The sequence below is a fragment of the Roseateles sp. UC29_93 genome (assembly GCF_042695725.1).
Taxonomy (GTDB): domain Bacteria; phylum Pseudomonadota; class Gammaproteobacteria; order Burkholderiales; family Burkholderiaceae_C; genus Roseateles; species Roseateles noduli_A.
Genome location: NZ_CP170545.1, coordinates 6125533 through 6150835 on the forward strand (window position 1 = coordinate 6125533; position 25303 = coordinate 6150835).

At 68.4% G+C, this 25303-nt stretch carries 21 protein-coding genes and 1 pseudogene; 13 read left to right on the top strand and 9 right to left on the bottom strand.

Annotated features, from left to right (window positions below; genetic code table 11):
- Positions 1-20: 20 nt before the first annotated feature.
- Positions 21-1739, top strand: a complete 1719-nt coding sequence (ilvD, locus tag ACFJIX_RS28395; protein WP_377156118.1) for a dihydroxy-acid dehydratase — start codon at positions 21-23, stop codon at positions 1737-1739.
- A gap of 19 nt (positions 1740-1758) precedes the next feature.
- On the opposite strand, the gene ACFJIX_RS28400 is transcribed toward ilvD, so the two are convergent.
- On the bottom strand, positions 1759-2007 hold the full coding sequence (locus ACFJIX_RS28400; RefSeq protein WP_377156120.1) for a TIGR04438 family Trp-rich protein: 249 nt from the start codon (positions 2005-2007) through the stop codon (positions 1759-1761).
- A 162-nt stretch (positions 2008-2169) separates the two neighbouring features.
- Between ACFJIX_RS28400 and ACFJIX_RS28405 the strand changes: the two genes are divergently transcribed.
- The gene (locus tag ACFJIX_RS28405; protein ID WP_377156122.1) at positions 2170-2481 is read left to right on the top strand and encodes a c-type cytochrome; all 312 of its coding nucleotides are present in this window, start codon (positions 2170-2172) and stop codon (positions 2479-2481) included.
- Between the two features lie 106 nt (positions 2482-2587).
- Here ACFJIX_RS28405 and ACFJIX_RS28410 read toward each other — a convergent pair whose 3' ends face one another.
- Together ACFJIX_RS28410 and acs are read right to left on the bottom strand one after the other, a co-directional pair.
- Positions 2588-3115: a helix-turn-helix transcriptional regulator gene (locus ACFJIX_RS28410; protein WP_377156124.1), complete on the bottom strand. Its 528-nt coding sequence runs from the start codon at positions 3113-3115 to the stop codon at positions 2588-2590.
- 336 nt (positions 3116-3451) lie between these two features.
- Positions 3452-5437, bottom strand: a complete 1986-nt coding sequence (acs, locus tag ACFJIX_RS28415) for an acetate--CoA ligase (RefSeq protein ID WP_377156127.1) — start codon at positions 5435-5437, stop codon at positions 3452-3454.
- A 174-nt stretch (positions 5438-5611) separates the two neighbouring features.
- Here acs and ACFJIX_RS28420 point away from each other — a divergent pair, with 174 nt between their 5' ends.
- Positions 5612-6214, top strand: a complete 603-nt coding sequence (locus ACFJIX_RS28420) for a TIGR00645 family protein (protein WP_377156129.1) — start codon at positions 5612-5614, stop codon at positions 6212-6214.
- A 93-nt stretch (positions 6215-6307) separates the two neighbouring features.
- Here ACFJIX_RS28420 and nhaA read toward each other — a convergent pair whose 3' ends face one another.
- Positions 6308-7474 (bottom strand): Na+/H+ antiporter NhaA, encoded by a 1167-nt coding sequence (gene nhaA / locus ACFJIX_RS28425; RefSeq protein ID WP_377156130.1) that lies wholly within the window; start codon positions 7472-7474, stop codon positions 6308-6310.
- A 248-nt stretch (positions 7475-7722) separates the two neighbouring features.
- Here nhaA and ACFJIX_RS28430 point away from each other — a divergent pair, with 248 nt between their 5' ends.
- The gene (locus ACFJIX_RS28430; protein WP_377156132.1) at positions 7723-7971 is read left to right on the top strand and encodes a hypothetical protein; all 249 of its coding nucleotides are present in this window, start codon (positions 7723-7725) and stop codon (positions 7969-7971) included.
- A 50-nt stretch (positions 7972-8021) separates the two neighbouring features.
- On the opposite strand, the gene ACFJIX_RS28435 is transcribed toward ACFJIX_RS28430, so the two are convergent.
- Positions 8022-8582, bottom strand: a complete 561-nt coding sequence (locus tag ACFJIX_RS28435; protein WP_377156133.1) for an outer membrane beta-barrel protein — start codon at positions 8580-8582, stop codon at positions 8022-8024.
- 232 nt (positions 8583-8814) lie between these two features.
- On the opposite strand from ACFJIX_RS28435, the gene ACFJIX_RS28440 reads away from it, so the two are divergent.
- Together ACFJIX_RS28440 and ACFJIX_RS28445 are read left to right on the top strand one after the other, a co-directional pair.
- Positions 8815-10353 (top strand): fumarate hydratase, encoded by a 1539-nt coding sequence (locus tag ACFJIX_RS28440; RefSeq protein ID WP_377156135.1) that lies wholly within the window; start codon positions 8815-8817, stop codon positions 10351-10353.
- A 1407-nt stretch (positions 10354-11760) separates the two neighbouring features.
- Positions 11761-12519: a c-type cytochrome gene (locus tag ACFJIX_RS28445; protein ID WP_377156136.1), complete on the top strand. Its 759-nt coding sequence runs from the start codon at positions 11761-11763 to the stop codon at positions 12517-12519.
- A gap of 55 nt (positions 12520-12574) precedes the next feature.
- Here the strand turns inward: ACFJIX_RS28445 and ACFJIX_RS28450 are convergent, their stop codons facing one another.
- Positions 12575-13942: a mechanosensitive ion channel family protein gene (locus ACFJIX_RS28450; RefSeq protein WP_377156138.1), complete on the bottom strand. Its 1368-nt coding sequence runs from the start codon at positions 13940-13942 to the stop codon at positions 12575-12577.
- Between the two features lie 169 nt (positions 13943-14111).
- Positions 14112-15065, bottom strand: a complete 954-nt coding sequence (locus tag ACFJIX_RS28455) for a histone deacetylase family protein (protein ID WP_377156139.1) — start codon at positions 15063-15065, stop codon at positions 14112-14114.
- Positions 15066-15123: 58 nt separating this feature from the next.
- Between ACFJIX_RS28455 and ACFJIX_RS28460 the strand changes: the two genes are divergently transcribed.
- The 6 genes and pseudogenes from ACFJIX_RS28460 (at position 15124) to mltB (ending at position 21684) form a co-directional block, all read left to right on the top strand.
- Positions 15124-16077 (top strand): AAA family ATPase, encoded by a 954-nt coding sequence (locus ACFJIX_RS28460; protein WP_377156142.1) that lies wholly within the window; start codon positions 15124-15126, stop codon positions 16075-16077.
- Positions 16078-16147: 70 nt separating this feature from the next.
- A complete protein-coding gene (locus ACFJIX_RS28465) occupies positions 16148-17182 on the top strand; it encodes a DUF58 domain-containing protein (RefSeq protein ID WP_377156143.1) in 1035 nt (344 codons plus the stop codon).
- Positions 17183-17327: 145 nt separating this feature from the next.
- On the top strand, positions 17328-18125 hold the full coding sequence (locus ACFJIX_RS28470; RefSeq protein WP_377156145.1) for a CPBP family intramembrane glutamic endopeptidase: 798 nt from the start codon (positions 17328-17330) through the stop codon (positions 18123-18125).
- 229 nt (positions 18126-18354) lie between these two features.
- Positions 18355-19155: pseudogene (locus ACFJIX_RS28475) on the top strand (DUF3488 domain-containing protein); the annotation flags it as partial.
- Positions 19156-19408: 253 nt separating this feature from the next.
- The gene (locus ACFJIX_RS28480) at positions 19409-20284 is read left to right on the top strand and encodes a transglutaminase-like domain-containing protein (RefSeq protein ID WP_377156147.1); all 876 of its coding nucleotides are present in this window, start codon (positions 19409-19411) and stop codon (positions 20282-20284) included.
- A 236-nt stretch (positions 20285-20520) separates the two neighbouring features.
- Positions 20521-21684 carry a lytic murein transglycosylase B gene (mltB, locus tag ACFJIX_RS28485; protein ID WP_377162031.1) on the top strand — a complete coding sequence of 388 codons (1164 nt, stop codon included), beginning with the start codon at positions 20521-20523 and terminating at the stop codon, positions 21682-21684.
- A 37-nt stretch (positions 21685-21721) separates the two neighbouring features.
- Here mltB and ACFJIX_RS28490 read toward each other — a convergent pair whose 3' ends face one another.
- Positions 21722-21967 (bottom strand): hypothetical protein, encoded by a 246-nt coding sequence (locus tag ACFJIX_RS28490; protein ID WP_377156149.1) that lies wholly within the window; start codon positions 21965-21967, stop codon positions 21722-21724.
- A 503-nt stretch (positions 21968-22470) separates the two neighbouring features.
- Between ACFJIX_RS28490 and ACFJIX_RS28495 the strand changes: the two genes are divergently transcribed.
- Complete coding sequence (locus ACFJIX_RS28495) at positions 22471-24603, top strand: glycoside hydrolase family 13 protein (RefSeq protein ID WP_377156151.1); 2133 nt, start codon at positions 22471-22473, stop codon at positions 24601-24603.
- 6 nt (positions 24604-24609) lie between these two features.
- Here the strand turns inward: ACFJIX_RS28495 and ACFJIX_RS28500 are convergent, their stop codons facing one another.
- Positions 24610-24981 carry an XRE family transcriptional regulator gene (locus ACFJIX_RS28500; protein WP_377156152.1) on the bottom strand — a complete coding sequence of 124 codons (372 nt, stop codon included), beginning with the start codon at positions 24979-24981 and terminating at the stop codon, positions 24610-24612.
- Positions 24982-25303: the final 322 nt, after the last annotated feature.

Sequence of the window (25303 nt, forward strand, 5' to 3'; positions counted from 1 at the left end):
TCGCTCGCCAGGATGACGCCATGACCGACCCCAAGAACAACGCCCCCGCGCCTCACGACGACGCGCCCAACCGCCGCTCGAAGCACATCACCGAGGGCGTCGCGCGCGCGCCGAACCGGTCGATGTACTACGGCATGGGCTACCAGGAAGGCGACTTCGGCAAGCCGATGATCGGCGTGGCCAACGGCCACTCGACGATCACCCCGTGCAACTCCGGCCTGCAGAAGCTGGCCGATGCCGCGGTCATCGGCCTGAAGGCCGCCGGCGCGAACGCGCAGCTCTTCGGCACGCCGACGATCTCCGACGGCATGGCCATGGGCACCGAGGGCATGAAGTACTCGCTGGTCTCGCGCGAGGTCATCTCCGACTGCGTCGAGACCTGCGTCGGCGGCCAGTGGCTGGACGGCGTGATGGTCATCGGCGGCTGCGACAAGAACATGCCCGGCGGCATGATGGGCATGCTGCGCGCCAACGTGCCGGCGATCTACATCTACGGCGGCACCATCAAGCCGGGCCACTACAAGGGCCAGGACCTCAACATCGTCAGCGTCTTCGAGGCGGTCGGCCAGTTCAGCGCCGGCAAGATGAGCGAGGAAGACTTCTGCCAGATCGAGAAACGCGCCATCCCCGGCAGCGGCTCCTGCGGCGGCATGTACACCGCCAACACGATGAGCTCGGCCTTCGAGGCACTGGGCATGTCGCTGCCCTACTCCTCCAGCATGTCCAACGTGGAGGACGAGGTCGTCGAGAACACCAGACGCGCCGCCGACTACCTGGTCGCCGCCGTCAAGGCCGACCTGAAGCCGCGCGACATCGTGACCAAGCAGGCGATCGAGAACGCCGTCGCCGTGATCATGGCCACCGGCGGCTCGACCAACGCGGTGCTGCACTTCCTGGCGATCGCGCATGCGGCCGAGGTGGACTGGACCATCGACGATTTCGAGCGCATGCGCACGAAGATCCCGGTGCTGTGCGACCTCAAGCCCAGCGGCCGTTTCCTGGCCGTGGACCTGCACAAGGCCGGCGGCATCCCGGCGGTGATGAAGCAGCTGCTGAAGGCCGGTCTGCTGCACGGCGACTGCATCACGATCACCGGCAAGACCGTGGCGGAGAACCTGGCCGACGTGCCGGACCTGTCGCCCGACCAGGAGGTCATCCGCGCCGTCGACGATCCGATCTACGCGCAAGGCCACCTGGCCATCCTGAAGGGCAACCTGTCGCCCGAGGGCTGCGTCGCCAAGATCACCGGCCTCAAGAACCCGGTCATCACCGGCCCGGCGCGCGTCTTCGACGACGAGCAGTCGGCGCTCGCGGCCATCATGGCCAACCAGATCAAGGCGGGCGATGTGATGGTGCTGCGTTACCTCGGACCCAAGGGCGGTCCGGGCATGCCGGAGATGCTGGCGCCGACCGGCGCGCTGATCGGCCAGGGCCTGGGCGAGAGCGTCGGCCTGATCACCGACGGCCGCTTCTCGGGCGGCACCTGGGGCATGGTCGTCGGGCACGTCGCGCCGGAAGCCTACGCAGGCGGCACGATCGCGCTGGTGAACGAAGGCGATTCCATCACCATCGATGCGCTGCAACTGCTGCTGCAGCTCAACGTCGACGACGCCGAACTCGCCCGCCGCAAGGCGGCATGGAAGCAGCCCGCGCCGCGCTACACGCGGGGCGTGCTGGCGAAATTCGCGAAGAACGCATCGAGCGCCAGCTCCGGCGCGGTGCTCGACAAGTTCGAGTGAGGGGTAGGCGCGGGAAGCTTCAACGCTTCTTGCGCGTCTTGTCGCCCTGGCCGATGGCGTCGAGCTGGCGTTGGCGGCGCGATTCCTTCTTCTCGTCCATCTTGTCCATTTCCTTCTTCTTGGTGTAGCCCGTCTTGTCGGCGATCTCCCACCACACGACGGCCACCGGGAAGGGCGACAGCACCCACCACCAGCTCAGCGTCTCAAACGGGCCGACGGCGGCCAGTTTGAGAAGGATCAACAAGACACCGATCACCATCAACCACATCGTCGTTCTCCTCGTGCGCACGCCCGGTCGGCGCGTCCCTCAACACTACAATCGCGCGAGCCCGGAATCTCCCAGCCACTCGTCGACTTGCGTCGCGACTCGTCATGTCGCGGCGGCGATTGTGGCGCCATTCGGAGGCCCGGCGACACCTGAAAGGATGCCATGAGAAACGCCCTGTTCATCTCCGCGGCCCTCGCCGCCACGTTGACCGCACCCAGCGCCTTCGCCAGTCCCGAACTGGCGCAGAAGAAGAACTGCATGGCCTGCCATGCGGTCGACAAGAAGCTGGTCGGCCCCGCCTACAAGGACGTCGCGGCCAAGTACGCCGCGGACAAGGACGCGGTGAAGAAGCTGGCCGAGAAGATCATCAAGGGCGGCTCCGGCGTCTGGGGTCCGGTGCCGATGCCGGCCAACACGCAGGTCAGCCCGGCGGAGGCGGAGCAGCTCGCCAAGTGGATCCTGTCGACGAAGTGACCGCTTGAAGTGATCGTCGACCGGGCGTCCCGCGACGCCCCCACCCTGCAGGCCCTTCGGGGCCTTTGCTTTTTCAGGATGGTCGGGCGGGCCCGTGGTGGCCTCGTCAGGCCACGAGCTTGAGCAGCTCGTCGCGCCGCCGCTCGTCGAGGTGGCGGCTCTCGCGGGCGAGATTGACGGCCTTGGCCACCGTCGCGAGCTCGAGGATGGCCTCGTCGATCTTGTAGCCGCCCCGCCCCTGCATCCAGCGCAGCACGTCCCACAGATGCCAGACCGAGGACGAGTTGCCCTCATGGATCGGCGACGGAAAACTCATCGGGTGCGTGAGCATCAGCTTGCGCATGTTCTGGCGGGACACCCCCACCAGCGCCGCCACGTCGGTCAGGCCGACCATGTCCGGCCCCGCCTCGATCAGCCGCGCGCCGGGGATGGCCTTGCGGACCTCGCGCAGCGCGCCCAGCAAGGCCTGGTCGGCGCGCTCGGCGCCTCTGGCGAAGCTCAGCATCATCCTGCCGCGCAGGCCCACGGCGACCCGCACGTCCTTGCAGCCGACGGATGCGAGCCGTTGTTTCAACGGCTCTTCCTCGCAGTCCGACGGCGGCATCTGGTACTTGAGCGTGAACGAATATTCCACAAACGACTCCTTCTGTGAGGGCGGCGTCTGGCGCGCCGTGTCGCCCGAGCGCCGCCATGATCGCGGGCACCGCTCCTGACGGAACGGAGCCGGCATTCTTGGCCCGGGCGCGTCCGGGCTCCACAACCCGTCGGAGTGTGGATCGCGCGTCCGCTGCCACGTGAAGGTCAGCCGCTCACCAAGGTCGAGGCATCGAGGCGGTTTTCCGCTTGCGCCAGCGCAAGAAAAAGCCCCGCGAAAGCGGGGCTGCGACGGTCTTCAGAGGAGAAACGCCTGAGGAACCGATGACAACGGGGATGCCACGCGCATCCCGCGCGCGGCATCGGACCGGTGTCCTCAATAGGCCTGTCCGAGCTGTTCCAGGATGGCCGGGTTCTCCAAGGTGGAGGTGTCCTGCGTGACGCTCTCCCCCTTCGCGACCGAGCGCAGCAGGCGCCGCATGATCTTGCCGCTGCGCGTCTTGGGCAGGTTGTCGCCGAAGCGGATGTCCTTGGGCTTGGCGATCGGACCGATCTCCTTGGCCACCCAGTCGCGCAGCTGCTTGGCGATGGCCTTGGCCTCGTCGCCGCTCGGACGCGCGCGCTTGAGGACGACGAAGGCGCAGATCGCCTCGCCGGTCGTGTCGTCCGGACGGCCGACGACCGCCGCCTCGGCCACCAGCTCGGTGCAGCTGACCAGCGCGGACTCGATCTCCATCGTGCCCATGCGGTGGCCCGACACGTTCAGCACGTCGTCGATGCGGCCGGTGATCGTGAAGTAGCCGTTGTCGGCGTCGCGGATGGCGCCGTCGCCCGCCAGGTAGTAGCCCTTGAGCTCCGGCGGGTAGTAGCTCTTCTTGAAGCGCTCCGGATCGCCGTAGATCGTGCGGATCATCGACGGCCACGGCTTCTTGACGACCAGGATGCCGCCCTGCCCGTTGGGCACGTCGTTGCCGGTCTCGTCGACGATGGCCGCGGTGATGCCGGGGAACGGCAGCGTGCAGGAGCCCGGCACCAGCGGCGTGGCGCCCGGCAGCGGCGTGATCATGTGGCCGCCGGTCTCCGTCTGCCAGAAGGTGTCGACGATGGGGCAGCGGCCGCCGCCCACATGCTCGTGATACCACTCCCACGCGGCCGGGTTGATCGGCTCGCCGACCGAGCCCAGGATGCGCAGGGAGCTGAGGTCATAGCGCTTCGGGTGCACGGCCTCGTTCGCCTCGGCCGCCTTGATCAGCGAGCGGATCGCCGTCGGCGCGGTGTAGAAGATCGTGACCTTGTGCTTCTCGATCATCTGCCAGAAGCGGCCGGCGTCCGGGAAGGTCGGGATGCCCTCGAAGACGACCTCGGTGCCGCCCAGCGCCAGCGGGCCGTAGGTGATGTAGGTGTGGCCGGTCACCCAGCCGATGTCGGCGGTACACCAGAAGACGTCCGAGTCCTTCAGGTCGAAGGTCCACTTCGTGGTCAGCGCGGCATGCAGCAGGTAGCCGCCGGTGCTGTGCTGAACGCCCTTGGGCTTGCCGGTCGAGCCCGAGGTGTAGAGCAGGAACAGCGGGTGTTCGGCCTCGACCCATTCCGGCTCGCAGCTCGAGGACTGGCCGGACACCGCGTCGTGCAGCCACTCGTCGCGGCCGCCGACCCAGGCGATGTTGCCGCCGGTGCGCTTGTAGACGATCACGTGCTTGATCGTCGGGCAGCTGTTGTCGGCGAGCGCCTCGTCGACGATGGCCTTGAGCGGCAGCGACTTGCCGCCGCGCGCCTGCTCGTCGGCGGTCAGCACCATCACGGCGCCGGCGTCCTGGACGCGATCGCGCAGCGATTGCGCCGAGAAGCCACCGAACACCACCGAGTGCGTCGCGCCGATGCGCGCGCAGGCCTGCATCGCGACCACGCCCTCGACCGACATCGGCATGTAGATGACGACGCGGTCGCCCTTCTTCACGCCGCGCGCCTTCAGCGCGTTGGCCAGTTGCGCCGTCCTGGCCAGCAGCTCGGCATAGGTGACGCGGGTCGTGGTGCCGTCGTCGGCCTCGAAGATGATCGCGACCCGGTCGCCGCGGCCCGCTTCCACGTGACGGTCCAGGCAGTTGTAGGAGACGTTGAGCTTGCCGTCCTCGAACCACTTGAAGAACGGCGCGTCCGATTCGTTCAGCACGGTCGTGAAGGGCTGCTTCCAGGTCAGCAGCTCGCGCGCCAGGCGCGCCCAGTAGCCTTCGTAGTCGTCCTCCGCTTCCTTGCACAGCGCCTCATAGGCGGCCAGGCCGGACACGTGGGCGCCCTGGACGGCGGATGCGGGGGGGTCGTAGACGATCTTGTCGCTGCTCTTGTCGCTGATCGTATTGGTCATGGGCCTATGTCTCCGTACAGGCAGGGATCTTCGAACTCAGGTTCACACTCGGGCGAACTCTCCGCTTTCACACTGACGATGTGCTTACTCTCGTAGAAGAGCACGCGGCATGCTCTCACTAAAATCAACTGGTTTGGCGGTTCCCGCCAGTTACGACTTGAAGGACTTACCCCGATGACCGACAGCCCGAAGCGCCGCCGCAATCCGATGGCCACCATCATGTTCGGCAGCCGCTGGCTTCAACTGCCGCTGTACCTCGGCTTGATCGTGGCACAGGCCGTGTACGTCTTCCAGTTCTGGACCGAGCTGGTACATCTGGTCGAGGCCGCTTTCGGCAACCAGGAGGCGCTGAAGCTGCTGGTCGACAGCGTGGGCTACAAGGCCGGTGTGGCCGGTGTGGGCGTGGCCAAGCTCAACGAGACCATCATCATGCTGGCCGTGCTGGCGCTGATCGACGTGGTCATGATCTCCAATCTGCTGATCATGGTGATCGTGGGCGGATACGAGACCTTCGTGTCGCGGCTGCACCTCGAAGGCCACCCCGACCAGCCGGAGTGGCTGGACCACGTCAACGCGTCGGTGCTGAAGGTCAAGCTGGCGACGGCCATCATCGGCATCTCGTCGATCCATCTGCTCAAGACCTTCATCAACGTGCAGAACCTCCAGGAGCAGACGCTGATCTGGCAGACCGTCATCCACCTGGCCTTCCTGCTGTCGGCGCTGGCGATCGCGATGACCGACAAGCTGCTGTCGCACGGCCCGACCGAGAAGCACTGAGCAGGGGGCTCCAGCATCCGAGCCGATGCACGCGGCGGCGCATGAACGACGAAGGGGCCCTCGGGCCTCTTCTTCATTGACGGATCGACATTCTCAGCCACGCTTGCGCATCAGGATCAGCGTCCCCGCGATACCCGACAGGATGGACCCGCCGAGCACGCCCAGCTTGACGCGGGTTTCCCAGTCCGGACCGTGCCCCTCGAACGCCAGGCCGCCGATGAACAGGCTCATCGTGAAGCCGATGCCGCACAGCACGCAGACGCCGAAGAGCTGGACCCAGTCGGCGCCGCCCGGCTTCTGCGCCAGGCCCAGCCGGATCATCAGCCACGAGCTGCCGAACACGCCGATCGCCTTGCCCAGCAGCAGGCCCAGCGCGATGCCCAGCGACACCGGATGGAGCAGGTCGCCGGCGTGCAGTCCGAGCAGCGACACGCCCGCATTGGCGAAGGCGAACATGGGCAGGATCAGGAACGCGACCCAGGGGTGGAGCGCGTGTTCGAGGTCCTCGGCCGGCGAATGGCCGTGGCCGTCGTCATCGGACGGGATGAAGAGCGCGGTGGCCACGCCCGCCAGCGTGGCGTGGACGCCCGACTTCAACACGCAGGTCCACAGGACGAGGCCCACGACGATGTAGACGTCGGCGCGCCTGACCTTGGCGCGGTTGAGCGCGAAGAGGACGGCGAGGCAGACCGCGGCACCGGCAAGCGCCGTCAGCGAGAGCTGGCTCGTGTAGAAGAGCGCGATGACGACGATGGCGCCGAGGTCGTCGATGATCGCGACCGCCGTCAGGAAGACCTTCAGCGAGGACGGCACGCGGCTGCCCAGCAGCATCACGATGCCGATGGCGAAGGCGATGTCGGTCGCCGCGGGGATGGCCCAGCCGTGCAGCGCCACCGGGTCGCCGAGGTTGAGGCCCGCGTAGATCAGCGCCGGCGCGGCCATGCCGCCGAACGCGGCGACGATGGGCAGCACGGCCTGCGACCGATCCGACAGCTCCCCGCCGACGAATTCGCGCTTGATCTCCAGGCCGACCAGGAAGAAGAAGACGGCCATCCACAGGTCGTTGACCCAGACCAGCAGCGGCTTGGCCAGCACCAGCCAGTCGCCGCCGATGCGGACCTCGCCCTCGATGCGGGTGAAGGCGGCGTAGAGCTCCCGCCAGGGGGAGTTGGACAGGATCAGCGCGACGACTGCGGCGATGGCGAGCACGATGCCGCCGGCCGATTCGCTGGCGAAGAAGCGTTTGAGTCCCGGTGTCAAGAAGCATTCCTCCAGAAGACGTCCCGCAGGATCGGCGGGGCTGGGCAGTAAAACAGAGCGGACGCGCCGCGTCGATGGCTCATCGGGGCAGAAGACGCCGTGAGGACCCGATCATCGCCGGTGCGCGCCCCGCCCGGGCGCTGACGGACTCCGCGTTCGTCCCGAGGCGGAAGGCACGCGGGCGCCGATAGCATCGGCGGCCGGGGCGAATCGCCTCGACAACCATGAAGGTCAGGGAGAAGGACGCGATGAGATTCTGGATCTGTGCGGCACTGCCGCTGGTGGCGACCTTGGCCGCGTGCGCCGCGCCGGACACGGACAAGGCCTCGGCGGTCAAGGCGGAGTCCTGCGAGCGCGAAGCCCGCACCGGGTCGATGCTCGGACGCAAGCAATGCGGCCCCGCGCTAAGCGAGGCCGAGCGTGCGCGCATGGCTTCGGAGCTGCAGACGCAGATCAAGCCGACGGCCAGCAATCCGGGCAGCGGCGGCGGTCACTGAGCCGACGGCGCTGCCGTCGAGTCCGGCCGAACGGGCCGGACGCCGCGGGATCAGAAGCTGAAGCGCGTCCCGAAGTACCAGGCGCTGAGGGTGCGCTTGTCGTCGACGTAGAGATCGAAGTGCCTGGCGCGGCTCAGGTCCGCGCCGAGCTCCACACCCCAGTACGGCTTGACGGCGACGGTCAGTCCAAGGCCGGCATAGGGCTGGGCGGAGGTGCGCGAGAACCTGCCGTACGCGGGGTTCATCAGTTCCGCCTTCTGCCACGACACGCCGCCGCGCGCCACCACGCCCAGCGTGCGCCACACCGGTTGGCGATACGACAGTCCGGCGGTGAGCGCACGACTCTTGAGCACACCCCACATCCAGTTGTCGGCTGCGACGCGGACGGTGCCGTAGTCCACGCGCCCGATCTCGAGGCCGAGACCGTTGTCGAAGTGGTAGCCCACCAGCAGCCGGTTGAACTCGCCGTGGCGGTCGCAGGGCTCGCTGCTCTGGCACAGCGACTTCGAGAACTGGCTGGCGCCGACGTCGAACTGGGCGCTGATCTCGGCCTGCGCCGCGGGCATGGCAACGGCGGAAGCGGCCAGCACGGCCGCGATGGATGTCTTCAAGGGAACTCCCTCTGATCCCGCTCGGGCGGGATCGGTTGTTGTGGTGATCATTGCCGTCTCTTGCGGCGGGCGACATCGTAGCCGGCGAGCGGCGCGGGCGGCCGATCGGCGCCGTGGCGTTCGCACAAGCGTGCGCACCGCGTCCCGCCGACGCCTCTGGCGACGGGGATTTCATCGGGTAACGGGATAAAAAGGATAATCGCCGTCTCCCGTGACCAGCCTGTCCACGACCATGACCACCATCCGCTACGCCGACCTCGTCGAAAGCGTCGCCGCCGCGCTGCAGTACATCAGCTACTACCACCCGGCCGACTACATCCAGCATCTGGCGCGCGCCTACGAGCGCGAGCAGAGCGTGGCCGCGAAGGACGCGATCGCGCAGATCCTGACCAACTCGAAGATGTGCGCCGAAGGCCGCCGTCCGATCTGCCAGGACACCGGCATCGTCAACGTGTTCCTGAAGATCGGCATGGACGTGCGCTGGGGCGACTTCCCCGGCTCCATCCAGGACGCCGTCAACGAAGGCGTGCGCCGCGCCTACAACCACCCGGACAACAAGCTGCGCGCCTCGGTGCTCAGCGATCCGATCTTCGAGCGCAAGAACACCAAGGACAACACGCCCGCGGTGATCTTCATGGACGTCGTGCCCGGCAACACCGTCGACGTGATCGTCGCGGCCAAGGGCGGCGGCTCGGAGAACAAGAGCAAGGTCTACATGCTCAACCCGAGCGAGAACATCGTCGACTGGGTGCTGAAGACCGTGCCGACGATGGGCGCGGGCTGGTGCCCGCCGGGCATGCTGGGCATCGGCGTCGGCGGCACGGCCGAGAAGGCCGCGCTGCTGGCCAAGGAAGCCCTGATGGACGACATCGACATGTACGAGCTGCTCGAGCGCGGTCCGAAGGACAAGCTCGAGGAGCTGCGCATCGAGCTGTACGAGAAGGTCAACGCGCTGGGCATCGGCGCGCAGGGCCTGGGCGGCCTGACCACGGTGCTGGACGTCAAGATCAAGACCTACCCGACGCACGCGGCCTCCAAGCCGATCGCGATGATCCCGAACTGCGCCGCCACGCGCCACGCGCACTTCGTGCTCGACGGCTCGGGCCCGAGCTACCTGACGCCGCCGAGCCTGGATCTGTGGCCCGACGTGAAGTGGGCGCCGGACTACAACAAGAGCAAGCGCGTCGACCTGAACACGCTGACCAAGGACGAGGTCGCCAGCTGGAAGCCGGGCGACACGCTGCTGCTCAACGGCAAGATGCTGACCGGCCGCGACGCCGCGCACAAGCGCATCCAGGACATGCTGGCCAAGGGCGAATCGCTGCCCGTGGACTTCACCAACCGCGTCATCTACTACGTCGGCCCGGTCGATCCGGTGCGCGATGAAGTCGTGGGACCGGCCGGTCCCACGACGGCGACCCGCATGGACAAGTTCACCGACATGATGCTGGAGAAGACCGGCCTGATCGCGATGATCGGCAAGGCCGAGCGCGGCCCGGTCGCGATCGAGTCGATCAAGAACCACAAGTCGGCCTACCTGATGGCGGTCGGCGGCTCCGCGTACCTCGTGTCCAAGGCGATCAAGCACGCCAAGGTCGTCGGCTTCGAGGACCTGGGCATGGAAGCGATCTACGAGTTCGACGTGGTCGACATGCCGGTGACGGTGGCGGTCGACGCCGGCGGCACCAGCGCCCACATCACCGGACCGGCCGAGTGGCAGCAGCGCATCGCCGCGGGCAAGCCGATCAAGATCCCGGTGGCGGCGGGCTGAGCGCCCCCTTCGCGATCATCAAAGACAAGGCCACCCGAGGGTGGCCTTTGTCATTTCCGTCGCGCGCGACGCCCGTTGCGCGTGCCTTCGCCCGAACAGCTCGCCGGTCAGTCCACCTCGATCCTGTCTGACGTTGTCGACTGCTTCGATTCTTCGCCCGTCGTGACGCCCCCTGTCGATCCGTGCTCGGCAACGGCCTTGCCTTCCTCGCAATCTCGGAGATACCACTGCCAGAAATCCGCGCCGATTCTTTGGGTCCTGCCGATCAGGGCCTCCCTTTCGGTCTGGGTTGGCGCGAACGTCGATCCTGACTTTCGATGATGAAACGCCGTGGCGCCCCAGGGTCCCCGCGTTTCCCGGCGTGGATGCGGACTTCGAGGCGTTCTGAAACACGCGGATGTTGTAAACCTTGGCCCATGCGTCCATGGGGATCGGCGAATCGACCGCTGGCGCATGCAGCGAGACATGCGTCGCGGAGGAGGTCGTGGTAGGCGCCTCGTAGTAGACGCCCGAGGGCTGTTGGCGGTACTGGAACTCGACGCCGTCCAAGGTGATCTTTCCTACAGGCCATTTGGGATAGCGCTGCACCACGGCACTGACCCCAGGCGTTGAAAGCGATTTGAGTTGCGCAGTCCCGGGACCCGCAAAGATCCGCTCAATCGCATGGCGTTGGGCTGCCACGCGGGGGCTCGAGTCCACCCACGACTGCACCGAGCCATCGACGCCTTCGGAGGCCGCCGGCCGGGTCGCAGAACTTCGCCCCGAAGCGACTGAGGCGGACTCGACGGAGCCGTCTCGATGGCGATCATGCAGAACCCGCGCCATATAGCTGCCTCCCCGATATTGCCGACCTTTCACACCAGGCCCATCCGTCGAATCGATTCTCCAGACAATGGGATCAACGGGAATCGGACACGTGCTGAATCTCTACTTCAGAAATGCGGAGTGCGTCTCCGCGAGAAGCCGGCCCCCCCATCGGGTGATCCGTTTCACCCCTGCATAGCCCTCCCCTAGTTCAAGGGTTAACCCACACTCACCTCCCCGTTCATCGCCGCCGATCGCGCTTGATCGCGCGCCACGCGCATTTCATCGCAGCCGCGATGGTGCGGCTCAGTGCCCCTCCCAGAATCCGCCGCCGTGCCCTTGAGCGCCCCGCCGAAGCCGCGGAACGCCGTGGGCATCGGGTCTGTGCGCCGACCGATGGCGGCGCGCAGGCGCGACCCCACGCGCATCGGATGAGAGTTTCGGGAGTGAGAGTGATGAATCGATGGATACAGCGGGGCCTGTTCGGTCTCGCCACCTTGGCCTTCCTGGCCGGCGCGTGCGCACTGGCCGCCGTGCACATGGCCGACACGAAGATGAACCGCCGCATCGAGGTCGCGTCGCGCGACGTGCCCATCCCGGCGGATGCGGCCAGCCTGGGCGCGCGGCCGCTACCTGTACGCGACGCGCGGCTGCGTCGACTGCCACGGCGCCAATGGCGCCGGGCGCCGCTTCATCGACGACGACGGCATGCGCGTCGCCGGTCCCAACCTGACGACCGGCCCCGGCGGCGTCACGATGGGCTACACGCCGGCCGACTGGGAGCGCACGCTGCGGCACGGCGTGAAGCCCGACGGCACGCCGCTGCTGATCATGCCGAGCCAGGACTACAACCGCCTCACCGATGAGGACGTCGGCGCGCTGGTGGCCTACATCCGCTCGATGCCGCAAGCGCGCGGCGGTCCGGCGGAGATGCAGCTGCCGCTGCCGGTGCGCGTGCTCTACGGCCTCGGGCAGATACCGGACGCGGCCTCGCGCATCGACCACACGCTGGCGCCGGAAGCGCCGGTCCCCGCGGGGCGCACGGTGGCCCACGGTCGTTACCTCGCGGCGATGTGCATCGGCTGCCACGGCGAGCAGTTGCAAGGCGGCCGCATTCCCGGCGCGCCGCCCTCGTGGCCGGAAGCGGCGAACCTGGCCGACGCCTCCGGGCCGATGGCGTCACGCTATGGCGACGCGGCGACCTTCGCGCGCATGATGCGCAGCGGCCAGCGCCCGGACGGCTCGACGATCGCGGTGATGCCCTTCGAATCGCTGCGCGAGCTCACCGACGACGACCTCGCCGCGCTGCACAGCTACCTGACGCGGCACGGGACGCAGGTGGCGTCAAGCGGCGGGCGCTGACCGCGGCGCGTACGGGACGGGACGGGACGGGTCGGGTCGGGACGGGCACAACGACTCAGGCGCCTCGCCCGGCCCCCTCCGGCACCGTCGGTGTTTCGGCAATCGTCCGCACCACCCGCTGCGGGAACGGAATATCGATCTCCAACCGATTCAGCAGCCGCAGGATCGCCAGGTTGACGTCCGAGCGCACGCCGCCCTGCCCGTTGTGCGGATCCGAGATCCAGAAGCCGATGGTCAGCTCCAGCCCGTCGGCGGCGAAGTTGCTCAGCGACACCGACGGCGACGGCTCGGACAGCACGCGCGGGACGCGCTTCACTTCCTCGATCAGTTGCGGGAACAGCGCGTCCACGTCGGTGCCGTAGGCCACCTGCACCACCGTCGACACGTTCACCTGCGGATCGGCGAGCGAGAGGTTCTCCACCCGCGTCGTGATCAGCGACTCGTTGGGCACGATCGCCTCGCGGCCGTTGAGCGCGCGGATCACCGTGTAGCGCGTCTTGATGTCGCTGATGCGGCCTTCGAAGTTGTCGACCTTCACCATGTCGCCGATCCGCAGCGAACGCTCGGCCAGGATCATGAAGCCGGAGACGTAGTTCGCCGCGATCTTCTGCAGCCCGAAGCCCAGGCCCACGCCGACCGCGCCGCCCAGCCAGGACAGCGCGCTCAGGTTCAGGCCCACCATGTTCAGCGCCACCATCGCGCCGACCACGAGCAGCGCCGTGCGCGTCAGGTTGACCGCGATCTTGCGCATCGAGAGGTCGAGCACCGACTTGCCGCGCAGCAGGCGCGACTCGATGGCCGACGACAACCACAGCACCACGAGCATGATCGCGCCCACCTGCAGCACGCCGATCAGGAGGTCGTACACCGTCGTCGATTCGCCCCTGGCGTTCTTCGGCAGGAAGCCCAGCTTGTAGTCGTCGAGTTCGTCGATGAGGATCGGCAGCAGGCCGACGATCCACAGGATCGATCCCAGCCACGCCACCCACGACACGCTGCGCTCCAGCAGCTTGATGCCGATGGAATCGGGCATCGTGGCCCGCAGCACGCGCGCGACAAGGCGGATGACCACCAGCGACAGCAGCACCGGGATCACCACGCGGAACAGCGCGACCGGCTCGCCGATGAACGGCATCAGCCGGCGCGCGCCCAGCGCCAGCAGCAGCGCGATGACCGGGAACAGGACGCCGTCGAAGACGCGGTGACCGAGCAGCACCGAATGGTGGCCGGGTGCCGACGTGACGTGTTTGCTGATGCGGTAGACGATCAGCCAGGACAGCGCCAGGCAGGCGAGCACCAGGCCGACCTCGATCAGCGCGCGCGGCCGCGCCAGCATGGTGAGCAGCGACTCCAGCTCGCGCAGGCTCAGCGTGTGGTTCAGGGAAGAGGTGGTACCCAAGGTGGCGTTCAAGGAGGAGATCAAGTCGGCATCCGGCGCGGGCCGGGTCGTTCAGTCGAGGGGAATGCTGGGTGGTCGCCCGTGCGTGACGAGTGCGGCGAGCGCGGCTCGTGCGGCTCGTGCGGCTCGTGCGGCGAGCGCGTGCGGCAAGCGCGCGCGGCGGGGGCTTGCGGAAGAAGACCGAGGCACCGGCTCAGATCCCGGCCAAGGTCCGCAGGTGCACGCCGACGCTGCGCGCCAGCGCGCCCAGGTCGTAGCCGCCCTCCAGGCAGGACACGATGCGGCCCTTCGCGTGGCGCCGGGCCACGTCCATGATGCGCAGCGTGATCCATTCGTAGTCGGCCTCGACCAGGCCGAGCTGCGCCAGATCGTCGTCGCGGTGCGCGTCGAAGCCGGCCGAGACGAAGATCATCTGCGGCTTGAAGCGCTCCAGCGCCGGCATCCAGAGCGACTCGATCATCTCGCGCACCTCGGCGCCGCGCGTGTAGGGCGGCACCGGCACGTTGAGCATGTTCGCGCCCTTGGGCTCGGTGCCGGAGTACGGATACAGCGGGTCCTGGAAGATGCTGACCATCAGCACGCGATCGTCGCCGGCGAGGATGTCCTCGGTGCCGTTGCCGTGGTGGACGTCGAAGTCGATGACCGCGACACGGTCCAGGCCGCGCACGTCCAGCGCATGCCGGGCCGCGACGGCCACGTTGTTGAAGAAGCAGAAGCCCATCGCCTGGTCGCGCGTCGCGTGGTGGCCGGGCGGACGCACCGCGCAGAAGGCGTTCTCGGCCCGGCCGTCCACGACCAGATCGGTCGCGTGCACCGCCGCGCCCGCCGCACGCAGCGCCGCGGCCCAGGTGTGCGCGTTGGCGGTGGTGTCGGGATCGAGCGCCTTCATCGGATGGGGCACGCCCTGCTTCGCCTGCCACTCGAGCGCCTCGAGTTCCGCCTTCAACTCCGCGACGTAGCGGGCCGAATGCGCGCGCTCCAGCGATTGCAGCTCGGCGCGCGGCGCCTCATGACGGTCGAGCGCGACGTCGACGCCGTGCGCGATCAGCCAGTCCTCGATCGCGCCCAGGCGCTGCGGGCATTCCGGGTGACCGGCGCCCATGTCGTGACGATGGCAATCGGGGTGGCTGATGAAGGCGGTGGACATGGTCGGGGCATGTTCGGAGCTTCGTCGGAGCGAAGGGATTCTGAGATATCGTGCGCCGATGAGTTCCGCCGCTCCGACCCTCGCCTCCCAGCCGCTGACCGACCTGCGCCGGCAGATTAGCACGATCATCAAGGGCAAACAGGCGCAGACGGAGGACTGTCTGGCCTGCCTGCTGGCCGGCGGCCACCTGCTCATCGAGGACCTGCCCGGCGTCGGCAAGACGACGCTGGCGCATGTGCTGTCGATCTCGCTGGGGCTGCGCTTCTCGCGGGTGCAGTTCACGACCGACCTGATGCCGTCGGACCTGCTCGGGGTCAACATCTACCAGCCGGGCGCGCAGGCGGCCGGCGGCAATCCCTTCCAGTTCCACCCCGGACCGGTGTTCAGCCAGGTCCTGCTGGCCGACGAGATCAACCGCGCCGGCCCGAAGACGCAGAGCGCCCTGCTCGAGGCGATGGAGGAGTACCAGGTCAGCGTCGACGGCACGACGCATCCGCTGCCGCTGCCCTTCTTCGTGATCGCGACGCAGAACCCCAGCGAGCAGCTCGGCACGCATCCGCTGCCGGAGTCGCAGCTGGACCGTTTCCTGATGTGCATCAGCCTGGGGTATCCGGACCGGCAGGCCGAGCGGGAGCTGCTGATGGGCGGCGACAGCCGCGAGCTGCTGCGCGCGCTCAAGCCGGTGATGACGCCGGACCAGCTGCGCGAGCTGCAGCGCGCGGTCCTGGCCATCCATGTCTCGCCGGCGCTGCTGGACTACCTGCAGGCGCTGCTGGAGGCGACGCGTTCCGGCGAATGGTTCCAGGAAGGCCTGAGCCCGCGCGCCGGTCTGGCGCTGCTGCGCGCGGCGCGGGCGAAGGCGCTGCTGAGCGGGCGCGACTATGTCTCGCCGGACGACGTGCAGGCGATCCTGCCGCAGACCATCGCGCACCGGCTGCGGCCGCGCGGCGGCAGCGCGCGGGGCGCGCGCGAACAGGTGCGCGCGATGATGGCCGCGGTGCCGCTGCCCTGATCGCGACGCCGCGATCCCGACCGCCGCCGCCGACCGTCTACCGCAGCCCACACCGTCGCCCAATACCGCCATGCGCGTTCCATCCTGGAAGCTCCCCTCGCTGAAGCTGCCGACGGTGCGCTGGCCGTGGCAGCGGCGCTGGGAGAAGTGGTGGCAGGGCCGCCACCCGGCCAGCGACACGACCGCGCTGACGCAGCGCAACCTGTACATCATTCCCAGCCGCCCGGGCGCCGCGTTCGTCGCGACGCTGCTGGTGCTGCTGCTGGCCTCGATCAACGACCAGTTGAGCCTGGGCTACCTGCTGACCTTCGTGCTGGCGGGCGCGGGCATGGCGTCGATGAACGCGACGCACGCCAACCTGCGCGGCCTGAAGCTGGACCTGAAGACACCGCCCGCGACCTCCGCCGGCCAGCCGCTCGCGCTGGACATTCGGCTGCACAACACCGGCGCGGCGCGTTTCGGCGTCGGCCTGAGACTGCCCGACGCCAAGGCGGCGGACACGGCCTACGCCGATGTTCCGGCGCAGGGCCATGCGCAGCTCCACCTCCAACTGAGCTTCGCGACGCGAGGCCGGCATGCGCTGCCGCGCTTGCGCATCGAATCGCAATTCCCCTTCGGGCTGTTCGTGACCTGGAGCTACTGGCGCCCGGCGGCGCAGGCCTGGGTCTATCCGGCGCCGGAGCTCGACGCGCCGCCGGCCGCGGCCGTCGAGGAAGGTCTGCCGCAAGGCCAGGGCCAGCCGGGCCTGGGCGACGATCCGGGGCTGCGGCCTTACCGGCACGGCGACTCGCCGCGACAGATCCTGTGGAAGAAATCGGCGCTCGCGCTGGCGCAACCGCAGCCGGCGTCGGGCAGCGGCGGCGGCGCGTCGCTGCTGGTGCGCGAGCGCCTGGGCAGCCGCGCCAGCGAGCAATGGCTGGACCTCGCCGCCACACGCGGCCTGCCGTTCGAACAACGCGTGTCGCGTTTGACGGCCTGGGTGCAGCGGGCAGAGGAAGAGGGCCTGCCCTACGGCCTCAGGCTGCGTGACATCGCGATCGAGCCGGACCTCGGACCGGATCACTTCCGCGTGTGCATGGAAGCGTTGGCGCTGATCCAGGAGTAGTTCGAGCTTGCGGCGTCGGGCCATGCTGGCAGCGTCGCGACCACAGGAATCAGTGGGTGGCTTGGCTCAATCCTGTGGGACTTGCCGCAGAGTTGACCCTCATCTGCCATAGCCAGCAAGACCCGACCCCGCAAGACTGTGCGTCATGACTCTCCGTCAACGCACAGCCTCCATGGCGCGGGTATTGCTCGGCCTCTACCTGATCGGCCATGTCACCTACAGGTTGAGCCTGTGGATCTGCCTGAACATCCTCCAGGTCCCGTCGATCCACGCGCCGCTGGGCGCGTCGGTGCTGACGTCCCTGCTGGACCTGTCCATCGTCTACCTCCTCTTCGGCCGCGTACTCCTCGGGAGACTGACCAGCGGCCGAACCTGCCGGTGTGCCGTTCCGCTCGGCGTGCTGATGGCCATCGGCCTCGTCGCATCGATGATCGTGGGAGCGACGTTCGGTGCGGTCAGATGGATCCCCCACGACACGCGCGACGTCCAGTGGTTCTACCTGATCGGCCTCTCATTCCATGCCGCGGTGTCCGAAGAACTGCTCTGTCGATTCCTCGTCCTGGACCGGCTCGGACCGGTCATCGGCAGAGCGCCTGCCTTCGTCTTGCAGATCCTGCTGTTCGTCTACCTCCACCTGTTCGGTCCGCCGCTCGATCTGCGCGCCGCGCTTCACCTGGCCCTGGGCGCCGTCATGATCGGATCCTTCTATCTATGGAGTCGATCACTGCTCGGCGCGATGGCCTTGCACCTGGCCTACGACGTGCTGGTCTCGCTGGCCTTCGGCGGGTCCCTGGACGGGCTGGCCATCTACCCCCTGGTCGCCGGAGACAACTTCTCCCTGCTTCACAGCTATCAGGCCAGCGCCGCCTTCATGTCCTGCCTGTCGGTCTGGATGCTGTGGAACGCGCGACGGCCACGGCGGCTTCCGACCTACATCCTCTGACCCCAATGTCACCCTGACCTGTGCTACGTTGCGTCCTTCCGAGCAACTCCCCTGAACCGCCGCCGCGAGACCCGCGATGCGGACGCCGACGCGATGAGCGCCTCCTTCCCCTCCGACCGCCGCCGCAGGCGGCTCGATCAAGCACCGCAGCCCCCTGCCGCGCGAAGCGCGCGACACGCTGTTCCTGCTCGCGATCATCGCGGCCACGCTCGTCCCGCACGCCGGCCATCTGCCGTGGTGGTGCAGCCTGCTCACCGCCCTGATGCTCGGCTGGCGCGCGCGACTGGCCTGGCGCAGCGAGGCGCTCCCCGGACGCTGGAGCCTGCTGGCCGTGCTCGCGCTCGTCGTCGGCCTGACCTTCGCCACGCACAAGACCATCCTTGGCCGCGAAGCGGGCATCACGATGCTCGCGATGCTGATGGCGCTGAAGACGCTCGAGCTCCGCGCCAGACGCGACGCCTTCGTCGTCTTCTTCCTCGGCTTCTTCCTGGTGCTGACGCAGTTCCTGTACTCGCAGTCGCCGCTGATCGCGATCTGGATGATCGCCTGCGTCTGGGCGCTGCTGTCGGCGCTGGTGCTGGCGCAGATGCCGCAGGGCGTCCCCAGCCTGAAACTCGCCGCGCGCATCGCCGCCCGCAACACGCTGATCGGGCTGCCGGTGATGGTGGCGCTGTTCCTGCTCTTCCCGCGTTTCCCGCCGCTGTGGGGACTGCCCAAGGACTCGGGGGCGCGCACGGGGCTGTCGGACTCGATGAGCTTCGGCGCCTTCGCGGACGTTGCCGTCGACGACACCATCGCCATGCGCCTGCGCTTCGACGGCGCGCCGCCGCCCCAGCCGCAGCTGTACTTCCGCGCGCAGGTGTTGACGCGCTTCGACGGCAAGACCTGGACGACGCCGCGCGTGACCTGGTCGCCCGGCGACGATGCGCCCGCGCTCCAAGGGCCCGTGTTCCGCTACGAGGTCACGATGGATCCGTTGCGCGTGACCGCGATCCCGCTGCTCGAATTCAGTCCCGGTGCCAGTGGGGCACGGCTGCCGCTCGGACGCCTGACCGCGACCCGCGCGCCGCAGGGCCAGTGGCAGGTGCCGCTGCCGGTCGCCGAGGTACTGCGCTTCCGGCACGAGGCGTGGCCGCGCGCCGCGCCGAGCACCCGCCTCGGCCGGGCCGACCGCAATGAATCGCTGAGCCTGCCCCCCGGGCGTCAATCCGCGCGCCCGGGCCTACGGCGCGTCGCTGAACCAGCGCTTCGCCACGCTGGACGAGGACGCGCTCGCCCAGGCGGTGAACCGGGAGCTGCTGACGCAGATCCGCCGCGACGGCTTCGGCTACACGCTGGCGCCGGGCGTCTACGGCGAGACGACGCCCGACGCGATCGACGAATTCTGGTTCGATCGCAAGCTCGGCTTCTGCGAACACTTCGCGTCCGCCTACGTCGTGCTGATGCGCGCGGCGGGCGTGCCGGCCCGCGTGGTCACCGGATTCCAGGGCGCCGACCCCAACCTGCAGGACGGCGACCTGATCGTGCGCATGAGCCAGGCGCATGCCTGGGCCGAGTTCTGGTCGCCCTCGGGCGGCTGGCAGCGCGCCGACCCGACCGCGGCGGTCGCGCCGGAGCGCGTCCAGGGCCGGCCGCTGCGGCCGGAACCGGGCCTGTTCACGGGCGCGCTCGACCAGTTGCGCCCCGGCCTGCTGACGGACCTGCGCGCCGTCTGGGAGCGGCTCAACAACCGCTGGCAGCAGTCGGTGCTGAACTTCTCGACCGGCGACCAGATGAGCCTGCTCAAGCGGCTCGGCTTCGACAACCCCGACTGGACCACGCTGGGACAGGTCGCCGGCGCGCTGTTGACGGCGACGGCCGTGATCGGCGCCGGCGTGGCCGCGTGGCAGCGGCGGCCGCACGACCCGTGGTCGCGCCAGCGCCTGCGGGTGCGGCGCGAGCTCGATCGGCTCGGCCTGCCGACCCGCGACGACGAGACGCCGCGCCGCTGGGCGGCCTCGCTCGTCGAACGCCATGGTGCGCAAGCCGAGGCCGTGGCGGCGTCGCTGTTGCAATTGGAAGCGCAGCGCTATCGCCAGGACCTGGCCGCGGCCACGTCACAATGGCAACGCCTGTTCGCGGCGCAATGCGCCGAGCTCCGGCAAGGCCTGACCCGCTGATCCGCTGATCCGATTTCCTTCCGCTTTTCCTTCCGCTGCCGTTTCTCCTCCCGATCCGCCGCTCCGCGTCCCTGCATCACCGCCGCGCCCCGCGCGCTCCCGTTCGCAAGACCGCCCGCATGACCGCCCTCCGCCGTACCCGCAGTTCCTCTCCCCGTCGCGTGTTCCTGAGCACGCTCCTGCAGACCGCGATGACCGCCTCGCCGCTGATGGCCGCGCTGGCGACGACGCCGGCGATGGCGCAGTCGCCGGCACCGGCCGGATCGCAGGCGGCCCCGCATGCCGCGTCGAAGGCCGCATCGAAGGCCGCCCCGAAGAAGGCGGCGAAGAAACCCGCGCGCAAGCCGGCCGTGCTGCCGGAGTACGGCGATCGCGCCGATGTGATGGCCTTCGCCGATGCGCAGGCCGAGTCGCTCGGCTACCGGCGCGAGGAACTGCGCGCGGTGCTGGCGCTGGCGCGTCCGCAGCCGACGGTGCAGCGGCTGATCCTCCCGGGACCGCCCGGACAGGCGAAGGACTGGGGCGCCTACCGGCAACGCTTCGTCGAGCCGCAACGGCTGCAGGCGGGTCTCGCGTTCTGGGCGACGCACGAGGCGGCGCTGGCGCGCGCCGAGGCCGCCTACGGCGTGCCGGCGGAAGTCATCGCGTCGATCATCGGCGTGGAAACCTTCTACGGCCGCATCATGGGCGGCTTCCGCGTGCTGGACGCGCTGGCGACGCTGAGCTTCGACTACCCCTCGCCGCTGCCGCCGGGTGCGCGCGACCGCAGTCCGTTCTTCCGGGAGGAACTGCGCCAGTTCCTGATCCTGACGCGCGAGAACGGCCTGGACCCGATGTCGATGAAGGGCTCGTACGCGGGCGCGATCGGCTGGGGCCAGTTCATGCCGGGCAGTTGGCGCCGCTACGCGATCGACTTCGACGGCGACGGCCACGTGGACCTGGTCAACAGCCCCGTCGACGCGATCGGCTCCGTGGCCAACTTCCTGAAGGAGCACGGCTGGCAGCGCGGCATGCCGACGCACTACGAGGTGCAGGTGCCCAACGACACGGCGGCGCGGGCCCAGCTGCTGATCAGCGACGTGCTGCCGCAGCTGGACGCGCGGCAGTTCGAATCGGTCGGCGCGCAGCTGTCGCCGCAGGGCCGCGCGCACACCGGACCGCTGGCGCTGATCGAACTCCAGATGGGCGGCGCCGCGCCGGTGTACGTGGCGGGCACGCAGAACTTCTACACGGTGACCCGCTACAACCAGAGCAGTTACTACGCGATGGCGGTCATCGAGTTCGCCAACACGCTGGCGAGTTGGAGGAAGGCGACGGGGGCGACGGGGCCTACAGGCACAACCGGCACGACCGGCACAACGGGCGCGACGCCGGCGTCGGGCGCGGCGAGCGGGAACTGAGGCCGGCGCCGCCGCGCCGGCCAGAGCGCGCGCTCGATCAGGTCTGAGCGGCGAGCATCGGCGCGAGCCGTGATGTCGATGCCCAGGCGTCGGGCGCGCCGCCACCGAAACCCTCCTGCGGCGCGGCGCTGGCCATCCCCTGCGTCATCTCCGCGACCGAGCGCTTGAAGCGATGCCGCGAGGACACCGAAGCGCCGGTGTTCGGATCGAAGTAGTGGGAGTCGATGTACCCGCGGCGCTCCGCGCCCCGGTCGATGGCAGGCGAGCGCCAGTCGTTGTACATGGCCGGCCAATGCCATGACCGCACCTCCGACCAGCGCCCACTGGACTTGCTCCCGACGTCGCGTGCGGTGGCGGGAGCAACGCTTTCGCTGCTGTTGTTGAGCTTCAGCGCGGCCGACTGGAACCAGTTGATGATCTTCCGGATCCGGGCTGGCGCGATGCTTGCGCGGACCCGTTGACACCCGGTAGTCCGAAGGTCACCTCCCACGGATTGCGGATCGGCGCGGCGCTGCTCCGCCCGACCAGATGCGGCTTGATCCCGCTCTTTGGTCCGTAGGCAGCGATAGGCTCAGTCATCGCGCGCTGCGCGTCATTGATCGGTTTCATGGCGATTGCACTCCTTCAAAGAGAACTTCGAGACGACCCAGCGATGAGGGCACGTCAGTCGGCTGGCCGGAGGCGCAAGTTCATGCGATCCGATCGACAACAAGTCGGGCGCATGACCACCCGGGATGCGGAGGAACACCAGCATCCATCTGCATCGCTTCGCGGTAGCGTTGACCCATGAAAGCCCTGCCTCGTCTTTCCCGCCGCGTGTCGTGCATCGCGCTGCTGATGCCGCTGCTTGCGTCCGGCCAGGCGCCCGCGCCGCAGGCCGCGGAGGCGCCGGCCTCTCCCGCCTCTTCGGCCTCGATGCCCGCCCTGCCGCCCATCGCGGCCAGCCTGCGTTACGACTCACGCCTCGTCGAATTCAAGAAGCCTTTCGGCGCCTTACCCGCCAAGACCTGGATCGACTTCCAGCTGACCGCCCTGCCCGGCGTCGACAAGCTCGAGCTTGTGATCGAGCGCCGACGCGTCGAGGGCAATGAGGACCTGATCGCCTACGCCGAAGAAGCCCGCGTGCCGCTGCACAAGGCCGGCGTCGCCGCCGGTCGCGATCGATGGCAGGCGCGCCATCGCTTCGGATCGCCAGGGGTCTACGGCTACTACTTCATCGCCACCATCGGCGGCGCGCGCTACGTCGTGCAGAACAATGCTGACGCCATCTACTGGACCAAGGAGAAGGGCTCGATGGGCCCCGCGGCCATCGCCCCGCTGCCCGAGGGCCCCGATGCCAAGGGGCCGTTCTCGATCCGCCGCTACCGGCAGACGATCCATGCCTCCGACTTCGCCGTGCCGGACTTCGCCCGCGATCTCGTCTACTACTACGTCTTCCCCGAGCGCTTCCGCAACGGCGACAAGCGCAACGACCCGCAGCTCGGCCAGGCGAAGTACCAGGACCACGGCATCGAGCGTCACCCGCGCTGGCTGGACCGGCCGTACAAGCCCGGCAGCGGCGACGGCTCCGATGCGGTCTACAACAACGACTTCTTCGGCGGCGACCTCGCCGGGATCATCGAGAAGCTCGACGATCTGCGCGACCTCGGCGCCAACGCGCTCTACCTGACACCCGTGTTCCAGGCCGCCAGCAATCACAAGTACGACACCGGCGACTACAAGCGCATCGATCCGGCCTTCGGCAGCAACGCCGACTTCGAACGCCTGACCAGCGAGGCGGGCAAGCGCGGCCTGCGCGTGATCCCCGACACCTCGCTGAACCACGTCGGCGCGGACTCGCCCTACTTCAACCGCTTCGGCAACTTCCCCGCCGGCGGCGCCTTCGACAACGGCAAGCCCAATCCCGCCTCGCCGTATGCGAGCTGGTTCAAGTTCGATCTTTCCAGGAGCCAGCCCGACGAGCAGTACGCCGCCTGGATCGGCATCAAGGATCTGCCCGAACTCGACAAGTCCAGCCGCGCATTCCGCGACTACGCCTTCGGCCGGGACGGCGTGATGCAGTTCTGGCTCGATCGCGGTGCGGCGGGCTGGCGCATGGACGTGGCACCGTGGGTGCCGGACGACTTCTGGCGCGCCTGGCGTGTCGCAGTGAAGCGCCACCAGCCCGGCGCGCTGACGATCGCGGAGACGTGGTTCGACGCGAGCAAGTTCTTCCTCGGCGACACCTTCGACGCGACGATGAACTACATCTTCCGCAACGCGGTGCTGGACTACGCGGCCGGCGCGCCGGCGGACCGCGTCTACCAGAACCTCGAGCTGCTGCGCGAGTCCTACCCGGCGCCTTCGCTGTTCGCGTCGATGACGCTGCTGTCATCGCACGACCAGCCGCGCGCGCTGCATCACTTCGGCGTGCGCGACGACAGCCCGCCGGAGAAGATCGCCGACGGCAAACGCCGCCTGCTGCTGGCGGTCTTCTTCCAGATGACGTATCCGGGTGCGCCGACGATCTACTACGGCGACGAGGTCGGCCTGGGCGGCGGCGAGGACCCGTACAACCGTGCGCCGTATCCGTGGGCCGACGAGGGCGGCCAGCCGGACCTCGCGCTGCGCGACCAGTTCAAGCGCCTCGTGGCGCTGCGACACGCGCAGCCGGTGCTGCGGCACGGCACCCTGTCGGCGCCGCTGTGGCTTGACGAACACGTCATCGTGCTGCTGCGCCAGGACGGCCAGCGCAACGCGATCGTTGCGATGAACAACGCCTCGGAGCCGATGCGCGTCGAACTCACGCTGCCCGCCGCGCTGCGCGGCATCCCGTTCATCGATGCAATGACGCCCGGCGCGCCGATGAAGGCGGCGACGAACGGCAAGCTGTTGATCGAGATCGGGCCGATGTCGGGGCGGGTGCTGGTGGGGGATTGATGCGATTCAGGGCGGCGCCTTGATTGGCATGCGAGCAAGGCGCTCGTCAATGGTCGTCCGCTTTCGTACCGATCGCTTCATGGCCACGCGGACGGCGGCTTCAAGAGCGCCCCGGTCGCACTCCGGTGCGGCAAGTCCTGGCAACGCAGAGTCTCTACCGATCAACCAAAGCGCAGTGGCGTAGACGGCCATCGACACCGTCGGATCGCCGCGCTCCATCCTCGCGAGCGTCGGCTCCGACACGCAGATCCGTTGCGCCCAACTCTTCATCGGTTCTTCTCTTCGCTTGCGCGCGATCGCTAGGTTCTCTCCGAGCTCACGCAAGTGCGCGAGCACCGCCGGAGGCATCTGCTCTTTGACTGGTGTGTTCTTTGACATCACATACGTGTGAGTGAAAGCGCCATTTCACCAACGTATATGTTGGTTGGAGGAAAGTGGTGTGAACACCGTGCCACAGCTTGCGTTCTCTGAATGACTAGTCGATGCCCCTCATAAGTTTGGCGACGGAAGTCCTGAGGGGAAATGGCCTCGGGACGTCTTCGAGGACTACCGTCAACGCTTCACTTCTGCACGCGATGTAGCGGAGCGCTTGACGAAGGACGTGGCTCGACTTGTAGCGACGAAAACCGCCGACCGCTGATTGCTGGTCGATCGTGTACACGGCGTGCCAAACGCCGGAGATGCGCGGACACGATCGACA